At 38.8% G+C, this 17,474-nt stretch carries 18 protein-coding genes and 2 pseudogenes; 8 read left to right on the forward strand and 12 right to left on the reverse strand.

Going from position 1 to position 17,474, the window contains the following annotated elements; genetic code table 11:
* Positions 1-447 precede the first annotated feature (447 nt).
* The 3 genes from ACNHOZ_RS17775 to ACNHOZ_RS17785 form a co-directional block, all read right to left on the reverse strand.
* Positions 448-645, reverse strand: coding sequence for a hypothetical protein (locus tag ACNHOZ_RS17775; RefSeq protein ID WP_016763981.1), 198 nt, complete (start codon positions 643-645; stop codon positions 448-450).
* Positions 646-760: 115 nt separating this feature from the next.
* The gene (gene fosB, locus ACNHOZ_RS17780) at positions 761-1,189 is read right to left on the reverse strand and encodes a metallothiol transferase FosB (protein ID WP_048021118.1); all 429 of its coding nucleotides are present in this window, start codon (positions 1,187-1,189) and stop codon (positions 761-763) included.
* Between the two features lie 47 nt (positions 1,190-1,236).
* A complete protein-coding gene (locus tag ACNHOZ_RS17785) occupies positions 1,237-1,848 on the reverse strand; it encodes a LysE/ArgO family amino acid transporter (RefSeq protein WP_034265797.1) in 612 nt (203 codons plus the stop codon).
* A gap of 103 nt (positions 1,849-1,951) precedes the next feature.
* On the opposite strand from ACNHOZ_RS17785, the gene ACNHOZ_RS17790 reads away from it, so the two are divergent.
* A complete protein-coding gene (locus ACNHOZ_RS17790) occupies positions 1,952-3,394 on the forward strand; it encodes an aminotransferase-like domain-containing protein (RefSeq protein ID WP_168760699.1) in 1,443 nt (480 codons plus the stop codon).
* Here ACNHOZ_RS17790 and ACNHOZ_RS17795 read toward each other — a convergent pair.
* The 5 genes and pseudogenes from ACNHOZ_RS17795 to ACNHOZ_RS17815 all read right to left on the reverse strand — a co-directional run bounded on the left by ACNHOZ_RS17795 (position 3,385) and on the right by ACNHOZ_RS17815 (position 6,885).
* Positions 3,385-4,462: pseudogene (locus ACNHOZ_RS17795) on the reverse strand (HAMP domain-containing sensor histidine kinase). The gene ACNHOZ_RS17790 and the pseudogene ACNHOZ_RS17795 overlap by 10 nt on opposite strands.
* The gene (locus ACNHOZ_RS17800; protein WP_034265788.1) at positions 4,459-5,139 is read right to left on the reverse strand and encodes a response regulator transcription factor; all 681 of its coding nucleotides are present in this window, start codon (positions 5,137-5,139) and stop codon (positions 4,459-4,461) included. Before ACNHOZ_RS17800 ends, ACNHOZ_RS17795 begins: the two are co-directional and overlap by 4 nt.
* A gap of 11 nt (positions 5,140-5,150) precedes the next feature.
* Positions 5,151-5,713 (reverse strand): annotated as a pseudogene (locus tag ACNHOZ_RS17805) (class I SAM-dependent methyltransferase).
* A 127-nt stretch (positions 5,714-5,840) separates the two neighbouring features.
* Positions 5,841-6,020 carry a hypothetical protein gene (locus ACNHOZ_RS17810; RefSeq protein WP_080963388.1) on the reverse strand — a complete coding sequence of 60 codons (180 nt, stop codon included), beginning with the start codon at positions 6,018-6,020 and terminating at the stop codon, positions 5,841-5,843.
* A 139-nt stretch (positions 6,021-6,159) separates the two neighbouring features.
* Entirely contained in the window at positions 6,160-6,885 is a 726-nt protein-coding gene (locus ACNHOZ_RS17815; protein ID WP_048021123.1) for an SDR family NAD(P)-dependent oxidoreductase, read from the reverse strand.
* A gap of 197 nt (positions 6,886-7,082) precedes the next feature.
* On the opposite strand from ACNHOZ_RS17815, the gene ACNHOZ_RS17820 reads away from it, so the two are divergent.
* Positions 7,083-7,709, forward strand: a complete 627-nt coding sequence (locus tag ACNHOZ_RS17820; RefSeq protein WP_048021125.1) for an FMN-dependent NADH-azoreductase — start codon at positions 7,083-7,085, stop codon at positions 7,707-7,709.
* Between the two features lie 66 nt (positions 7,710-7,775).
* Positions 7,776-7,988, forward strand: coding sequence for a hypothetical protein (locus tag ACNHOZ_RS17825; RefSeq protein ID WP_048021127.1), 213 nt, complete (start codon positions 7,776-7,778; stop codon positions 7,986-7,988).
* Positions 7,989-8,067: 79 nt separating this feature from the next.
* Here the strand turns inward: ACNHOZ_RS17825 and ACNHOZ_RS17830 are convergent, their stop codons facing one another.
* Positions 8,068-8,835 carry a TrmB family transcriptional regulator gene (locus ACNHOZ_RS17830; protein WP_048021129.1) on the reverse strand — a complete coding sequence of 256 codons (768 nt, stop codon included), beginning with the start codon at positions 8,833-8,835 and terminating at the stop codon, positions 8,068-8,070.
* A 126-nt stretch (positions 8,836-8,961) separates the two neighbouring features.
* Between ACNHOZ_RS17830 and ACNHOZ_RS17835 the strand changes: the two genes are divergently transcribed.
* From ACNHOZ_RS17835 to ACNHOZ_RS17845, 3 genes are all read left to right on the forward strand, one after another.
* Positions 8,962-9,735 (forward strand): sulfite exporter TauE/SafE family protein, encoded by a 774-nt coding sequence (locus ACNHOZ_RS17835; RefSeq protein WP_013056888.1) that lies wholly within the window; start codon positions 8,962-8,964, stop codon positions 9,733-9,735.
* A 163-nt stretch (positions 9,736-9,898) separates the two neighbouring features.
* Positions 9,899-10,564, forward strand: a complete 666-nt coding sequence (locus tag ACNHOZ_RS17840; protein ID WP_223260154.1) for a hypothetical protein — start codon at positions 9,899-9,901, stop codon at positions 10,562-10,564.
* Positions 10,565-10,666: 102 nt separating this feature from the next.
* Positions 10,667-11,557, forward strand: coding sequence for a PhzF family phenazine biosynthesis isomerase (locus ACNHOZ_RS17845; protein WP_243494592.1), 891 nt, complete (start codon positions 10,667-10,669; stop codon positions 11,555-11,557).
* A gap of 40 nt (positions 11,558-11,597) precedes the next feature.
* On the opposite strand, the gene ACNHOZ_RS17850 is transcribed toward ACNHOZ_RS17845, so the two are convergent.
* The 3 genes from ACNHOZ_RS17850 to ACNHOZ_RS17860 form a co-directional block, all read right to left on the reverse strand.
* Positions 11,598-11,876 (reverse strand): hypothetical protein, encoded by a 279-nt coding sequence (locus ACNHOZ_RS17850; RefSeq protein ID WP_230683458.1) that lies wholly within the window; start codon positions 11,874-11,876, stop codon positions 11,598-11,600.
* A gap of 113 nt (positions 11,877-11,989) precedes the next feature.
* A complete protein-coding gene (locus tag ACNHOZ_RS17855; protein WP_243494591.1) occupies positions 11,990-13,492 on the reverse strand; it encodes an NAD(P)H-hydrate dehydratase in 1,503 nt (500 codons plus the stop codon).
* Between the two features lie 11 nt (positions 13,493-13,503).
* Positions 13,504-14,544 (reverse strand): C45 family autoproteolytic acyltransferase/hydolase, encoded by a 1,041-nt coding sequence (locus ACNHOZ_RS17860; protein WP_243494590.1) that lies wholly within the window; start codon positions 14,542-14,544, stop codon positions 13,504-13,506.
* 142 nt (positions 14,545-14,686) lie between these two features.
* Between ACNHOZ_RS17860 and ACNHOZ_RS17865 the strand changes: the two genes are divergently transcribed.
* Both ACNHOZ_RS17865 and ACNHOZ_RS17870 read left to right on the forward strand, forming a co-directional pair.
* Positions 14,687-16,564: a terpene cyclase/mutase family protein gene (locus ACNHOZ_RS17865; RefSeq protein ID WP_243494589.1), complete on the forward strand. Its 1,878-nt coding sequence runs from the start codon at positions 14,687-14,689 to the stop codon at positions 16,562-16,564.
* 347 nt (positions 16,565-16,911) lie between these two features.
* Positions 16,912-17,454 carry a GNAT family N-acetyltransferase gene (locus tag ACNHOZ_RS17870; protein ID WP_028413495.1) on the forward strand — a complete coding sequence of 181 codons (543 nt, stop codon included), beginning with the start codon at positions 16,912-16,914 and terminating at the stop codon, positions 17,452-17,454.
* Positions 17,455-17,474 lie beyond the last annotated feature (20 nt).

A 17,474-nucleotide genomic window follows, 5' to 3' on the forward strand; every position in this document is an offset into this window, starting at 1 on the left:
ATGTAGTTTTTTCACCAAACAATGATAGCATATATTATGTACTCCAAAAGAACGATTTTAGAAAAATTATCAAGTTTTCTATAGATAGACCATTAAAAGCAACAGTAGTTTATCTGTTAGTAGCAGCTTTAAAAAATCTCTTATCCTCAGTTTTACGAACAATTGCTTAATTATTAGACCTTTTATCTGACGCGCAACGAAACTAATTAGAAAAAAAGTAAAAACCGTTTCACTGTTTAGAAAACGGTTATTTACTTTAACATATAATTCTATACTTAGAGTTAATTTGATATTTCACCCCCTATTTCTGATTTAAAATAATAAGTTTGTAATCTTTTTAGCGGGTTTACTTGTTTTTTAAAATATAAACTAACCATTTTCTTCATAAAAATAGTACTATTTTCAAAAGGAATCTTTTATTTCTCCTGAGAATAGTACTACACTATATTAAATAACCTTTATTTTTGTTTTAATTGTATAATATGTATCTGCTATGAGTCCTACTGCAAGTCCGCTAATCATCCCGTACGGTAATACACCTGGTACATTTTGATAAAAAGTGCCGATTAACATTGCAGCTAGGATGCCGAAAAGTACGCCTATCACAATATGCGAACCAAACTTCACCTGTTTTGCGGTATACATTCTTCCTCCTCCTCACTTTTTTTCCATTATATCACAACAGAATCGTTTATTTAATGATAACTGAGCGAGGAATGCGAATGTAATAAAACTGTAACCTTATATAACTATTTTAGTACTACTCTTTTGGCGAATAAAATGTCATATGAGGCTTTTCTTCTTGGTAATACGCTAAACGGTCTTGGAGCGTACCAGTATGAAATTCAAATTTATGAACGTCAGGATCCGTAAAATAAATAGATTTTTTGTCTCTCTCGTCACGATTTCTTCCAGGTAAGATATTTACATTATGCTGTTTTAACAGCTCTTTTGCTTGGTCAAAACTTTCAATGGAAATAGAAAATGCTAAATGAGTATACGAATACTGAATTTCTGATCTAGGAATATCTTTTTCTTCGTTTAACGCGAGCCACATTCCATTTAGAATAAAGTAAGCGGTGGACTTTCCTTTTACTAAAAGTTCCGCCCCTAACACTTTTTGATAAAATATGATGGACCGTTCTAAATTTGACGCAGAAAAGCATATATGATTAATTCCTTGAATCATCTTTACCCCTCGCTTTCTATTATATAACTTTTCTTTTAGCGCCTATTTTACTGAAAAAACATACTTTTTGCCATGTAAAGAGCTACTCCCCAAATCATACATGCAGAAGCCTTATTGACCCAAATCATTATTTTCCCATTTGAATCCATTTCCCCTACTGCTTTTCCTGCAAAAGCTAAGGATAAAAACCATATCCACGAAACGGATATCGTAACGAGCGTAAAAATCCATTTTTCTTTTCCGCTGTACAGTAGAGAATTTGTTCCGATTACACCCATAATATCCATCAGCGCGTGAGGATTTAGCAGAGATACAGAAGCAGCAAATAAAATTTGGGCTTTCACCGTCATCCCTTCCTTTACTGACGTTTTTGAAGGTTCGCTCTTCCACGTCACAAAGCCCATATACGCTAAAAAAAGAAAACCTATCCCAAAAATAAGCGCTTGAAAAAATGAAAAGGTAGCGGCTACTGCTGAAACTCCCAGCACTGCTACTAGAATTAAAATCGTATCACAAACAGAAGCCGTCACCACTACGGGAAGCGCCTGTTTGATCGTTCGTTGATTTGCTCCTTGGTTAAAAACAAACACATTTTGTACTCCTAAAGGTAAAATCAAACCAAATGCTAACAATAAAGCATGTATAACCACTGTAAACATGTTGTTCTCTCCTTTCTCTTTTATCCTACAATTGACATCCCTTGTTGTCTCCATCCAAATTTTGATTTATAATACCAACCAAATTATAAAAAGGTGGTCTCACATGAACTGGACTCCAAATCCGGCTGATAAAAAGCCAATGCACAAACAAATTCAAGAGTATATGAAAGAGAAAATCATAAATGGAGAATGGCCTATTGGAACGAAAATTCCTTCTCAGCGCCATTTAGCTACTAGCTTTTCTGTAAATAGAAGCACGGTGGTGACGGCAACCGAAAACTTAATTGCTGAAGGACTGCTCAGCGGAAACAAAGGAGGCGGCACCAAGGTCATCAACAATACGTGGAGCTTACTAGCATCAGGTTCTCAGATGAACTGGAATTCGTATGTAGAAGCAGGAATATACCAACCAAATTCTCCGACTATCCGCCATATTAACGAAGCTGAATTTCAACCGGGCATTATTCGTTTAGGAACTGGAGAGTTAGCACCTGACCTGCTTCCTTCCCATCATCTTGCGGAACTATTTAGCGGAATTAACCATAGAAGCTTACACTTGGGCTACGAGCACCCAAGAGGAAATGATGAACTCCGACAAGAGTTAGTGAAGCATGTAAAAAAACGCGGCATTGAAACGTCTCCTTCATCTATTTTAATTGTATCCGGTTCACTTCAAGCCCTTCAGTTAATTTCAATCGGCCTGCTGCCTCCAGGTGCCAATATATTAGCTGAAAAGCCTTCTTACCTTTATTCTCTACCGTTATTTCAGTCCGCACAAATGAAACTAACGGGCGTTTCATTAGACGAAGAAGGAATGCATTTAACTTCATTAAAAGACCAGCACGAAAAAGAAAAAGGCACAGCTTTATATACAATACCGAACTTTCATAACCCCACCAATGTAACGATGAGTGAACAAAGGCGCCAAGAGCTGCTTCGCCAGTGTGAAAGAATGCATTTGCCAATTATTGAAGATGATGCTTACGGAGAGCTTTGGTTCCATTCACCGCCTCCGCTTTCATTAAAAGCTCGAGATAAAAATGGAGTGGTTCTTTATTTAGGAACGTTCTCTAAAACATTTAGTCCGGGATTTCGAATTGGATGGATTGTAGGGCCTGAACATGTAATTGAGCGATTGGCCGACCTTAAAATGCAAGTTGACTACGGAGCCAGTTCCTTATCTCAATGGGCAGCTGCTGAAGCTCTAAAAACCGGGATTTATGACCAGCATGTGGCTAGCATACGCTATAAATTAAAAGAAAAATCTCAGCAAACTCAGGCTATTTTAGAGAAGTATTTAAAAAGTCTTGCTGCGTGGAATACTCCGAGCGGAGGTTTTTATTTTTGGCTGACGCTGCATAAGCCTGTTTCGATGCGGAAATTATTTAAGCACTGTCTCGACGAAGGAGTTCTTTTAAATCCAGGCGCATTGTATGACCATGAAACGTCACAGCATATCAGAATATCCTTTTCTTATGCGACGCTTGCAGAATTTGAATACGGCATTAAAATAGTCGCAAAAAGCCTTAAGAATCTTTACAAGTGATTCTTAAGGCTTTCTTGTGTTAGGCGGCAGCTTTATCGAAAAAGTGAGCTTATTATGCTGACGCTCTGCTCGTATCTCTCCTTGATGCAGCTGAATAATTTGTTTTGCAATAGCCAGCCCTAAACCTGAACCATTTACGTTCGTTCTTGATTCATCACCTCGATAAAATCGATCAAATAACTTTTCCACCTCAAGTTTTTCACTGATGTTAATGCTGTTACTAAAGGAAATTACCAACGAATCCTCATCAATTTCCTGATTCACCTCTAATACGGAAGGCTTTTGGCTGTACTTCTTGGCATTTTCGAGCAAGTTTTGAAAGACTCTCACCATTTTTTCTACATCAATAAATGCATGCCATTCACAAGCAAAGTTAGTCTGAACGTCAATGCCCTCTCTTTTTAACATCGGCTCGTACTCTCCTATTACCTGCTGAAGCAAACGTTTCATATCAACCTCATTTCGCTGAAGCTGAAAATCCGGACTCGTTAATTTTGTATAGTCAAACAACTCGTCTATTAAATCCGTTAAATAATTTGCTTTTGAATCCACAATATATAAGTAGCTATCTAATGTTTGATCATCCATACTTTCTCTTTTTTTGATTAAATCGAGGTACCCCACAATGGAAGTTAAAGGCGTACGCAAATCGTGAGACACACTTGATATTAGCTCATTTTTCAATTGCTCCAGCTCTCGTTCACGATCAAACTTTGTACGAAGCTGCGCAGACATCTTGTTAATGTTTTGACTTAATTCAGCCAGCTCATCTTTTCCTCGTACATGGATGGTTGCGCCTAAATCTCCATTTGAGATTTTTTGAACTTGTTTAGAGATTTCTTTCAGATAACGAATATGGGAACGAATAAGTGCTAAAAAAACAAAAACAAAGACCACAACGGCGATAAAGAAAAGTCCAAACGCTAATACATTATATGCAGGGACATTCATTTTCTCTTCTTGTATATACCTGCTCAAAACAAGCCTAGCAATTAAAATAAAAATTAAATTGGTAGCCAAAAAACTTATAATGATAGCAAAAAGAAGCTTTACACTTATTCTTCTCATATCCTGTATCCTACGCCCCATATGGTTTTAATATAAATGGGCTTTTTCGGATTATCCTCAATTTTTTCACGAATTTTTGTGATATGGACCATTACAGTATTATCCGATTTAAACGCGTCTTCTTGCCACACGGCTTCATATATTTTCCCCATGCTCATCACTGTTCCTTTGTTGCGTGCCAGCAGCTCTAAAATATCAAACTCTTTTGGCGTTAAACGAATCTCTTGGCCGCGCACAAATACAAGGCGGGTGCTGCGGTTAATTTCCAAATCGCCAATTTGAATAACGTCACGCTCAGCGCGTTCATTGTATTTTTTATAGCGTCTAATTTGTGATTTGACTCGTGCGATGAGTTCGAGTGGGTTAAATGGTTTTGTTAAGTAATCATCTGCGCCTGCTGTTAGACCAGAAATTTTGTCCATATCTTCTGACTTCGCCGAAAGCATAATAATGGGCATGTTTTTTTCTTCACGTATTTTAAAAGCTGCGTCGATTCCATTCATCTGCGGCATCATGATATCTAATATAATTAAATCTACTTCTTGTTCCTCTAAAAGCGCTAATCCAGATACAGCATTAGAAACTTTCAGCGTTTCAAATCCTTCATTTTCTAAGTAAATAGCAATTAAATTACGAATTTGCTCATCGTCATCTATAATTAAAATTCTGTCTTTCATTTACAAACTCCTTATACCTCATTCTTTTCGCATGAAAAAATGTATGCGGGAGGCACGTTTCTCCACTCTTTTTCAACTTTAATGTGGGGGAAAAACGTGCGGATCAACTCTTTTTTTAAATTCGTATACTGAAACGTAATAAATTTCCCTTCATCAGCTAATACGCTTCGCGTGTTTCGCAAAATACAATCTGACACCTCAGCTGCTAAAGAAGCAAAAGGAAGACCTGATAGTACGTAATCTACTTTTGAAATATCATACTGTATCAAGTACTTTTGAACATGTTCAGCCGAGCCGTGTATCACATACACATTTTTTTCATCTCTTACTTGTTCCTTTACTTTTTCGTAAAAATGCCGATTGTATTCGATAAGAAGTAAAGTTGTACAAGCGCTTCGTCTTCTTATTAATTCACGGGTAAAAACTCCGGTTCCTGGCCCGTACTCTACTATACAGGCTGCATGTTCAAAATCAATCCCTTTCACCATTTTTTCGCTAAGTGCGTAGAGCTTGGCAAAAGCGCTCCTACCGTTCGCGGCTGGTGAAAATATTGATACATAAAAGCTAAATTCATTTTCTATTCCTTCTTTCTACTCTTTCTTTCTAGAATAGAAAAAAAATCTAAAGAAACGTTAAGTAAATTTCTTAAGAATTCTTAAGAAAACAAAAAGGAGGATGGGACATAACGGAATTAACCCAATCTAAAGACGAGCAAATTGGATTAATAAACTCATATGGATTGCTCTTGACACCGCTGTTGATTTCCGTGCAAGACTTCGCTTTCCGCGGGCGGCCGATGAGCCTCCTCGTCGCTTACGCGCCTGTGGGGTCTCATCTGTTCCGCTTTTCCCGCAGGAGTCTTCACCTTGCCCTCCAATCAACAGCTAGAAGCGGTGAAACCAACGTTTATAATAACAGTAAAAAATCCGAATGGTCAGTCAATAATACCGATTGATCATTCGAATTTATTCTTAACTAAAATATTTTTGTCCAGCCTCAATTACTCGTTTAAAAGATAATTTATCGTAAATAACATCCGCTATTTAAATCAAAGGTAGCTCCTGTATAATGTTTTGCTTGAGGACTCAGTAAAAAAAGAACGGTATCTGCCACGTCTTGAGGCGTAATAAAGCTTGGAACCAGCTGATGAGCGATGTATTCATTTTTGCGCCACTCTGGAATATTTTTCATCATATCGGTATTTACCATTGTAGGTGCTATCGCATTCACCCGGATATAAGGAGAAAAATTCATCGCACAGCTCTTGGTTAATCCTAATATTGCTGCTTTAGACATTCCATATATAGCATCAGAGCTTCCTTCCATTCCTGACACGGACGATATATTAATAATTGCTCCTTCTGTTTCCTTTTTCATTAACAATTCGCCAAAGTACTTGGAGAAATAAACATATCCTTTAATATTAATATCCATCACAAAATCTATTTCGTTTTCTTCATAATCCAATAAATTTTTCCCTAAATACACGCCTGCATTATTAACTAACCCATACAAATTTTTATCTTTTATTTGATAAAAAAGATCTTTTACATCCTTTCCTTTTTTAACATCTACTGCATACGTTTCAATATGGCCCTGGCCCTTTGTATCTTCAGCCATCTGTCTCAAAGCTCCATCGTTAATATCACAAGCAATAACTGAATAGCCCTTCGACACACACTCTTTTACAATTTCTTTGCCAATTCCAGCACCTGCACCCGTAACGATTATCCATTTTCCTTTCATCTCGACACCTCTTATTTACTTCTGTTAGACATACTTGTTATGTAAATATTCAAACACTTATTATACCATTATTTTCTATATAGACATCCCTTTCTTGCGTTCTTTTTTAGCTTGCCTGACAAAGCGCGTATAGTTTTTTATTGGAGTGATAACGATAAGACAGTACATTATTTCAAACAAGAAAGAGATGATAAGACATGGCAAAAGTACTTTATATTACAGCTCATCCTCACGATGAGTCTCAATCATTCAGTATGGCAACTGGAAAAGCATTTATCGATGCTTACAAAGAGCACAATTCAAGTGACGAAGTTGTACATATTGACCTTTATAAAGAAAATATCCCTCATATTGATGCGGATGTATTTAGCGGCTGGGGCAAACTTCAGTCTGGCTCGGAACTCTCTTCTCATGAACAGGAAAAGGTCAATCGCCTTGCAGAATTGAGCGAAGAGTTTGTAACAGCGGACAAATATGTTTTTGTAACGCCTATGTGGAACTTTTCGTTTCCGCCGGTTATGAAAGCCTATTTAGACTCTGTAGCCGTAGCAGGTAAGTCATTTAAATACACGGCCGAAGGTCCGGTTGGACTATTAACGGATAAAAAAGCGCTTCATATTCAAGCACGCGGAGGCATTTATTCTGAAGGTCCTGCAGCTGATATGGAAATGGGGCATCGCTATATTGGAATTATGATGAATTTCTTCGGAGTCCCTTCGTTAGACGGCATTTTTGTGGAAGGGCATAATGCAATGCCAGATAAAGCCCAAGAAATTAAAGAAAAAGGAATAGCTGAAGCAAAAAAACTTGCCCAAACTTTTTAATATAAAGAGGCTGTAACAAAAATATTTTGATTGAAGGAAGATCCGAACGAGGACTTGAGACTCTTAATGGAGCATCAACTTTGTTCGGATTTTTCTGTTGGTAAAGTGAACGTAGCTTTCATGCATGGTGGCTGCTTCCAGCAGTTAATTGGAGGGCAAGGCGAAGACTCCTTCGGGAAAAGCGGAACAGATGAGACCCCACAGGCGCGTAAGCGACGAGGAGGCTCATCGGCCGCCCGCGGAAAGCGAAGCCTTGCACGGAAATTCACTGCGATGTAACAAGCCATTCATACTGGATCATTTATCCCGTTTGTTCGTCTTTCGATGGAAGTGATTTCGTTATGTCTAAGTCTCTTTTCTACGCAAAAAAGCTTTCTCTTTCCCTTTCGATCCACCTGTCCATTTCTCGATCACTTTTTTCTACAAGTCTGTTAACGAGGATATCATGCCAAATATAGTTTTCAAGTAAATTAATGTTAACTCCGTTATTGGTATAGTAAGCCATTTCTTTATGACCATAAATCATTTCACTGCTGTCAACAGATATAATAAACCAGTTTTGATTCCCAATATTTTCGGTATAGCTTGTATGGCGGTGCCGGTCAAATTCCTCCATCGCTTCATCTTGTTCAAACACAATTCCTTTTAGTGTGACACTCTCCCTTAGCTGTAATAAAAGAGGCTTCAACTCATTATAAATATCAGGCCAAAGCGAGATGACAATTTTATTTTTTGCTTTTAACAATAGCGACTCACAAAAAGCAAGAATGGCTGTTTCTCCTCTCATCGTCATAACCCGGCTTTCTTCTATAGACTCTGCAGCTTCAAGACGTTTAAGCGTTTCGCTAACGCCTTCATACGTTTCGTTCCATTTTTTCTGCAGCGAATGCAAAAAAGCATCGACGGGCAGCGACGTGTACTGGGTGCCATCATTACTCTCTTCTTTTAACACCATGCCTTTTTCCTCTAGTGTTTGTAAAATATCGTATACACGCGCTCTTGGCACACCTGAATGTTTACTAATGCTATAAGCAGTGGAAGATCCTTTTTTGACAAGCGTCACGTATACTTTTGATTCATACTGATTAAATCCAAGCGACTGCAGCTGCTGAATAATATTTTCCATAAAGGAAACCTCCCTGTTTTTTAAGTTATTTGAAATTTTCATCATTTACATATTTACAACTGCTTTTTATATAGTTACTATTTAAGTAGTCACTATATATATATTATGACATGAGGAAGGTGCTTTATGGAAGAATTAAGTTTACAGATTGTTCTTTTGCTTTTACTCTTTGGTTTTTTAGCTGCATTCATTGACTCCGTAGTGGGCGGAGGCGGTTTAATTTCTACACCCGCTCTTTTATTTTTAGGCCTGCCGCCCGCTGCTGCCTTAGCTACAAATAAATTAGCTGGAACGATGGGCGTATTAACGAGTACCATTCGATTTGTCAAATCCGGAAAAGTCGATTTTCGCGTTGTGGGTAAATGGTTTCCTTTTGTATTTATTGGCTCTTTGGGAGGTTCAATCACCGTTCATTTTCTATCCTCTGCTTTTTTGAAACCTGTTATTTTGATTCTCCTTGTTTTAGTTGCTATTTATACAATCTTCAAAAAAAACTGGGGCACCACGTCCACGTATAAGCCGCTGTCTATTAAGAAACTTATTTTCTTTACTGCACTTATTTTTATCATTGGCTTTTACGATGGATTTTTAGGAGCAGGCACAGGTTCATTTATTTTATTTGCTTTTTTATTTATGGGATTTGATTTCCTGCAGTCAGCAGGTAGCGCAAAATTTTTAAATTTCGGCAGTAATTTAGGTGCTTTGCTTGTATTTTTGTATTTTGATTCTGTTGTATTTTCTTACGGATTAATTATGGGGTTTGCGATGATCGTGGGTTCTTTCGTTGGATCAAACGTCGCTTTATCAAAAGGCGTGACGTACGTCCGAACGCTTTTTATTCTTGTCACTTTAAGCCTTATTAGCAAAAATATATTCGACTATGTAAATCAGTACAAATAGATCAATGGTTTCTTTCGAACTATAACAATGAACCTATATATCTATTAGATTAATAAAACCACCTCTTACTATTTTCTTATTTTTGGGTAAATGTGTAAAAAGACACTAAAATTGTTGTATACTGATCGATGTTGTTTTACATAATTAGAAATATTATACAGAGGTGAACGTTTTGTTTAAGAAATTTAGGTTTTTATGGTTTATTTTGCTGATCTTTGCACTTATTTTTGTCAAAAATACGTTCTTTTCTTCTTCAGAGAACGCCGCTGAGACGCTAGCAACGTCAGATGTTCCACAAGCCGCAGCTACTTTCAAAGAGGGAAACAATCAGCAGGACGGAGTCATTATTCAAAAATATCGCAAACAGCTAGATGCAGCACAGAAAAAAAATGACGAAAAAGCTACTAAAGAAATACAAGAAAAAATTTATGAAGACGGAAGACAGGCGGCACTAAACTTTTTACCGCGCAATAAATTTCAAAGAGCTTTTTCTCAGCCTTCGAAAAAATCGGCCGATGACATTTATAACTTTCTAATTGCCCAAGTAGGGTTTGGAGGATATGATTCCCTTTATCAAGAAGCAATAGCCGCAAAAAAAGAAGCAGCTTCTTCTACTGATGAATTAAATATGAGTGGCATTCAAGCTAAAACCGCTGCACTTACATACGGCACACTCGCACAAAGAGAGCAGCTGCTTGTTACAAGTCTTGCCTATGACTTAAGCAGCGTAGGCGTCATTTCTTCCGATACAGCTAAAGGTATTGATAAAAAAGCTACTCATATGCTAGAAGTTAGAAAAGAAGGAATAAATGCCGCGATGCAAGAATAGTTTTGCAAAATGAAAAGCAGCAGGTAAAAACTGCTGTTTTTTTATTCTAAATAACGATGGTTATAGCTTTCATATAATGATATAAAAATGGAGGGGATTTTTATGAAAGAAGCGATTGTGTATCAATACGACGCGTTTAGCACCCGCCCTAATAAAGGAAATCCTGCGGGAATTGTGTTTAACGGAGATGATTTTTCAACTGAAGAAATGCAGGAGGTTGCTTATCAAGCACAGTTTAACGAAACGGCTTTTATCATGAAGTCTTCCCGCGCTGATTTACGAATTCGATACTTTACGCCCGGACAAGAAGCAGATTTGTGCGGCCATGCGACTGTCGCTTCTCTTTATGCTTTACATAGTAAAAACAAACTTCAAAAGACTACATTCACAGTGGAAACAAATGCTGGAATTTTGCCTATGACTGTACAGAGCAGAAACGGACAACCTGTTATCACCATGACTCAAGCTTCTCCGCAGTTTCATCCGTTTTTAGGTTCAACAGAAAAGCTGGCAAAAGCTCTTAATCTTCATATTGATGACCTTGATCAAAGACTTCCTATTGTATATGGAAGTACAGGAAACTGGACGCTTATTGTACCTTTAAAAAGTTTAGATGCCTGTAAAAAGATGAAGCCTAATCAAGAAGATTTCCCTCTTATTTTAACTGATATGCCAAAAGCATCTATTCATCCCTTTTGTTTTGAAACGATTCATCCAGAAGCTCATATGCACGGAAGACATTTCTCTTCACCATTTTCAGGTACGGTAGAAGATGCTGTAACGGGAACAGCTTCTGGCGTGATGGGCGCCTATTATGCGAGATATGTGGATCAGCAAAAAATCGACCGCTGGCAATTTGTGATTGAACAAGGGCAGGAAATAGATAGAGATGGCTTCGTTCATGTAGAAATTACAAAAAAAGAGAATACGTATGGTGTGGTAATCGCAGGAGAAGCTGCCTATGTAACAAACCAAATCGTTTCTCTTTCTTAATAAAAACGTGTCCGCCTGTTTGGCGAACACGTTTTTTTGTTTAATAAATAATAGCCTGTACGCTCATTATTGTAACGGTTAAAATAAGAATCACGTTCCCTATAATTAACCACGGCTTTGCGCTTCCTCTTCTACCTTTAATAGCCGTGATTAGTCCAGCAATGGGCAATAAAGCCATAATGATGACCCAAATTTTACGAAGAATGCTGGAATCCAAATAAAAACCAAACTGCATCATCGCAAATAACACGACTGTAACAAGGAAGAAAAGTGTAGGCACAGCTAAATGAATGCCTCTTGGTCTCATTGAGTAGTACACAACATCACTTTCTTTCTATGTAAAATCTTACGTAAAATAACGTTATCATTTACACAGAGTTTTGACAACTTTTTGAAGGATTTTGTCAACAAATTTTAATAATCCAGAAGAGATCACTTCTTATTCAGCTGCCCGAAGACTGCCGGAAGTGCAGAAATAACGTCACTTGCTAACATATCTATCATTGTATGCCCCTGATCGAGCAGCACATCCGCTGCTTTTCCATGAACATATACCGCATTGCTGATTGCTTCTTGAAGAGAATCATGCTGCATAATAAAAGCGAGGATGATTCCGGTTAACGTGTCACCCGTTCCACCTTTTGCGAGTCCTGCGTTTCCAGTGGTATTTACGTATTGTTTTCCATCCGGCGTTGTAACGATCGTGTTTGGGCCTTTTAATACAAGATACACACCATTTTCCACTGCGTATTGGCTAGATATCGAAAATCGATTTGCTTCTACTTCTGCGATTGTTGTATCCACGAGTCTAGCCATTTCTCCGGGATGAGGTGTTAAAATCGTTGCGTGTTCTCTTTCTTTTACTTCTTTCATCAAATCCGGCAGATGAAAAAGAGCATCTGCGTCGATTACAACAGAAACGGGCTGTTGAAGTACTTGTTCGACAACTTTCTTCGTTTCTTCCGTTCTCCCAAGCCCTGGTCCAACTGCAATTGCATCGTACTTTGCTTCTTCTAAAGGAATCTCGCCTGCAAAAAAGCCATCTTTGCTTGGGCATGGCTTATACATCACTTCTAACATGTGAGCAGCTGCAATCGCATGAATATCATTCGGAAGCGCAAGCGTTAAAAGCCCTGCTCCGCTTGTGAGTGCTGCTTTTGACGTTAGCATCGGCGCTCCGGGTGTTTGAAGTGAACCTCCTATTACGATTCCTTTTCCATGTGTACCTTTATTGGACGAAGCATTCCGAGTGGGAAAAGATTTCTTAATATGCTGAGTTGACCATACCTCTTTAAGAGATGAGCTTTTTTCAATTGCTAGCGGTGGGATACCGATATCTACTACAATCAATTCACCATAGCTTTCTTTGCTCGGGTATGTAAATGCCGTGATCTTTGGCTGCTGAAGCGTAATCGTAGCATCTGCACGTACCGTAAGCTCTTGCTTCTGTTCCATTACTCCACTTGGGACATCAATGCTGTATATGTAAGCCTTAGAGTCGTTTATTTTTTTTATAATGTTATCATAAGGAGATTTGATGCTGCCTTTTACGCCTATACCTAATAAACAATCAATAAGGACCGTATACTTTTTCACAGAGAAGTTGTCTCCCGCCGATTGCCACGCGAATCCAGCATTTTCATAGATGATCATGGCTTTTTTAGCTGCGCCTTTTATTTTCTCCCGTGCAGGAACTACCCAGACGTCAACTTCATAGCCTTTTGACTTCAAAGCACGGGAAATAACAAAGCCGTCTCCTCCGTTGTTTCCCGTTCCTATAAGCAGCCCTATTTTTTCATATTTTTCGATTCGCTCACTCAGCGCGTTTGCAGCAGCCTGTCCGGCATTTTCCATAAGGGACTCTTCACTCATCCCAATTGTATTCGTCATATAATCATCTACTTGATACATCTCTTGATTCGTTACAATTCTCATTATGCTGCTCCTTACTGAAACGGAAATGGTTCGTCTGTATTTACCGTTCCTTTTATTTTCGTTATAGTTAATTGTTCTCCTTTCACCCAATCCTCAAACGAGAAAATAAGAGGTTTTGCTTTTCGTCCAATTCCCACAATGACTTGCAATGTCTCCGGTACATATGCCACTGTATGAAGCGTTCCAGCAGAATTCCGGTAATCTTCTTTAAAAATACCGTATTCATCTTCATTAAATAAAGAAAAAGCTTCAAGAGGCGATAGCTTTTTTTCAATATGATCTCGAATATGATCGAGCCTTTCCTTTGACTCTACCAAATGATGACGATTTTCTTCGACCAGCTGATTAAAATGGTTCGTACACCCCATCATCGTTCCTCTTTGTACATGAACGCCTCGTCCAGATGCTTCGACTACTGCTCCCTGTCCGCTGCGGTCGTAAATGGAATAATTAAACGCATGACGGTGCGGTGCCCTTTCTAAAATAGCAACAGCCTCTTCTGTCGTTTCACATGTTTCTAAAATAAACCGAGCAAGCGTACAGCAAATAAATCCGTTCGTTTGACGGCGGCGATTAACAAAATGATAGCCAATTGCTAATCCTTTTTCGTTCATTCCATCCATTCGCCCAATCATTCTTGTTCCAAACCCGACGCTTGCATATCCTTCATTTGGCTGAAAAAGCAAAAATCGACCTTCGTACGTTTTCGGATGATAATCGTAGTTCCGCACATACACGCCGTGCTGCATAAGAGTAGAACATCCCGTTTTCTTCCACTCTTGCTGATATCCGCTGTACTCATGTATAACGTCTTCAAGAGGCCAATCTAAGCCTTCTGCTAAGCCCAATAGCTCATCCCACAGTCCGGGAGCAAATAAGTCGTAATAATGACGAGCTTCTTTTGCTATCGTTTGATAGCTTCGTAATGAACGTTTTCTTCTTTTTTGATGATTTTCAAACAGCTTTGTTCCTTTATGTAATTCCCCTTGCATTTTACCAAGCTCTCGGTAAGAGCCTCGCCCTTGAATAACTTCTACCTGTATTTCTTTCACTTCTATCACTCCAATTTTCCAGTACCTTTATTGTGCAGCAAGCGCTCTATTCTTTGCAACTTTCTCCTCTCATAGAACGCTCTTCCTTTGAATACAGTTATAAAGAAACAGGTCGAAAGATTGAAAAGCATTATCATAAGAGGTGATCATATTGCTAAAGGAAGTTCAGCTAGAGATTCAGCGAAGAATCGCCTATCTGCGCCCAACACAAAAAAATGACGGGTCATTTCGCTACTGTTTTGAAACAGGCGTTATGCCTGATGCGTTTTTAATTATGCTTCTTCGCACCTTTGATTTAGATAAAGAAGTGTTGATTAAACAATTAACCGAACGGATCGTTTCCCTTCAAAATGAAGATGGTCTTTGGACGTTGTTTGACGATGAAGAACATAACTTATCCGCTACTATTCAAGCCTATACAGCTCTTTTATATTCAGGCTATTACCAAAAAAATGACCGGATTTTGCGAAAAGCAGAAAGATATATTATAGATTCAGGAGGCATTTCTCGCGCTCATTTTCTCACAAGATGGATGCTTTGTGTTAACGGCTTATACGAGTGGCCAAAGCTATTTTACCTCCCGCTTTCTCTTTTGCTCGTGCCTACCTATGTACCGCTTAACTTTTATGAACTAAGCACCTATGCCAGAATTCACTTCGTCCCGATGATGGTAGCTGGAAACAAAAAATTTTCACTTACTTCTAGGCATACACCTTCTCTTTCTCATTTAGATGTAAGAGAGCAGAAACAGGAAGCGGATGAAGCTGCTCAAGAATCACGCGCTTCTATTTTTTTAGTCGACCATTTAAAACAGCTGGCTTCTTTACCTTCTTACATCCACAAGCTTGGTTATCAAGCAGCCGAGCGTTACATGCTAGAAAGACTTGAAAAAGATGGAACACTCTACAGCTACGCAACCTCTACTTTTTTTATGATTTACGGTCTTTTGGCTCTTGGCTATAAAAAAGATTCGTTTGTGGTTCAAAAAGCAATTGACGGTATTTGTTCACTACTTAGTACATGCAGCGGCCACGTGCACGTAGAAAACTCCACGTCAACCGTTTGGGATACCGCCCTGCTCTCTTACGCTCTACAAGAAGCAGGTGTACCGCAGCAAGATCCCATGATTAAAGGCACAACTCGTTACTTAAAGAAAAGACAGCATACAAAGCTTGGAGACTGGCAGTTTCATAACCCCAATACAGCGCCTGGAGGCTGGGGATTTTCCGATATTAATACGAATAACCCTGACTTAGACGATACGTCTGCTGCTATTAGAGCTCTTTCTAGAAGAGCGCAAACCGATACAGATTATTTGGAGTCTTGGCAAAGGGGCATTAATTGGCTGTTGTCTATGCAAAACAAAGACGGGGGTTTTTCTGCATTTGAAAAAAATACCGATTCTATTTTATTTACTTATCTGCCGCTTGAAAACGCAAAAGACGCAGCAACGGATCCGGCTACTGCCGATTTAACCGGTCGAGTGCTTGAGTGCCTCGGAAACTTTGCCGGTATGAATAAATCCCACCCTTCGATTAAAGCTGCAGTAAAATGGCTGTTTGATCATCAATTGGATAACGGAAGCTGGTACGGCCGGTGGGGTGTTTGCTACATTTACGGAACGTGGGCCGCTATTACTGGACTCCGTGCTGTAGGAATTTCTGCTTCTGATCCGCGTATCATCAAAGCCATCAATTGGCTCAAAAGCATTCAACAAGAAGACGGCGGATTCGGAGAATCATGCTATAGCGCTTCTTTAAAAAAATATGTGCCTTTACCCTTTAGCACTCCTTCTCAAACGGCTTGGGCTCTCGATGCTTTAATGACAATATGTCCATTAAAAGATCGAGCAGTTGAAAAAGGAATTAAATTTTTACTGAATCCAAATCTTACAGAGCAGCAAATTCATTATCCCACGGGAATTGGTCTTCCTGGACAATTTTATATTCAGTACCACAGCTACAATGATATTTTTCCTCTTCTTGCACTTGCCCACTACGCAAAAAAACATTCTTCATAAAGGGGTTGAGACATGACGAAATGAATCCAATCTAAAGACGAACATATAGGATACATGAGCTCCTATGGATCGCTTGTGACACGGCAGTTGATTTCCGTGCAAGGCTTCGCTTTCCGCGGGAGTCTTCGCCTTGCCCTCCAGTCAACTGCTAGAAAGACTTACACACATGAAACCTATGTTTACCCTAACAAAAAAAATGAACCACGAATCAAACATCTTGATCAATGGTTCGTTTTTCACTTTGTCTAAAATCCTTTTATTCCAGCCTCTTTTTGTACATAAAAGCAGGTTTTTTTAGGAGACAAGTGGAATACCTTTTTAATGTTGGGAAAGAAAGGATGCATCAAATGAATAATGTTTCACCACTTTTAAAAGGAAAAAACGTGATACTAAGAAAACCAAAAGACAGCGATGTACATGACTATCTAGCGTGCAAGCAAACAAAAGAGCTTATTCGTATGTACGGAGGCGATACCCGAAACTTAAAACCTCTTACATTACAAGATGCCAAGCGGCACGTCGAGTACATAAAGTCTCAAAAGCTGAATTGGTGTGTTGAATATCAGCAGCAGTTTGTTGGAGAAGCCCGGCTGACCGTTAACGAGTACGACCGGCGCGCACGGTATGCTATTGGTTTATTCGATTCTTCCGTTTGGAATCAAGGGCTCGGCACTGAAGTTACAAAATTGGTGCTGGCCTACGCATTTGAACACCTTCACTTGCACAGAGTCGATTTACGAGTGCTTGAATACAACCATAGAGCCATTGCTTGTTATGAAAAATGCGGTTTTGTAAAAGAAGGAATAGAGCGTGAAGGTGCTTTTATTGAAGAAGCATTTCAGACAGATATTATCATGAGTATACTCGAACAAGAGTATTATCAGCTTTAGAGGAGAGAATCAGCTGTCAT

Source organism: Priestia sp. D51 (assembly GCF_053345675.1).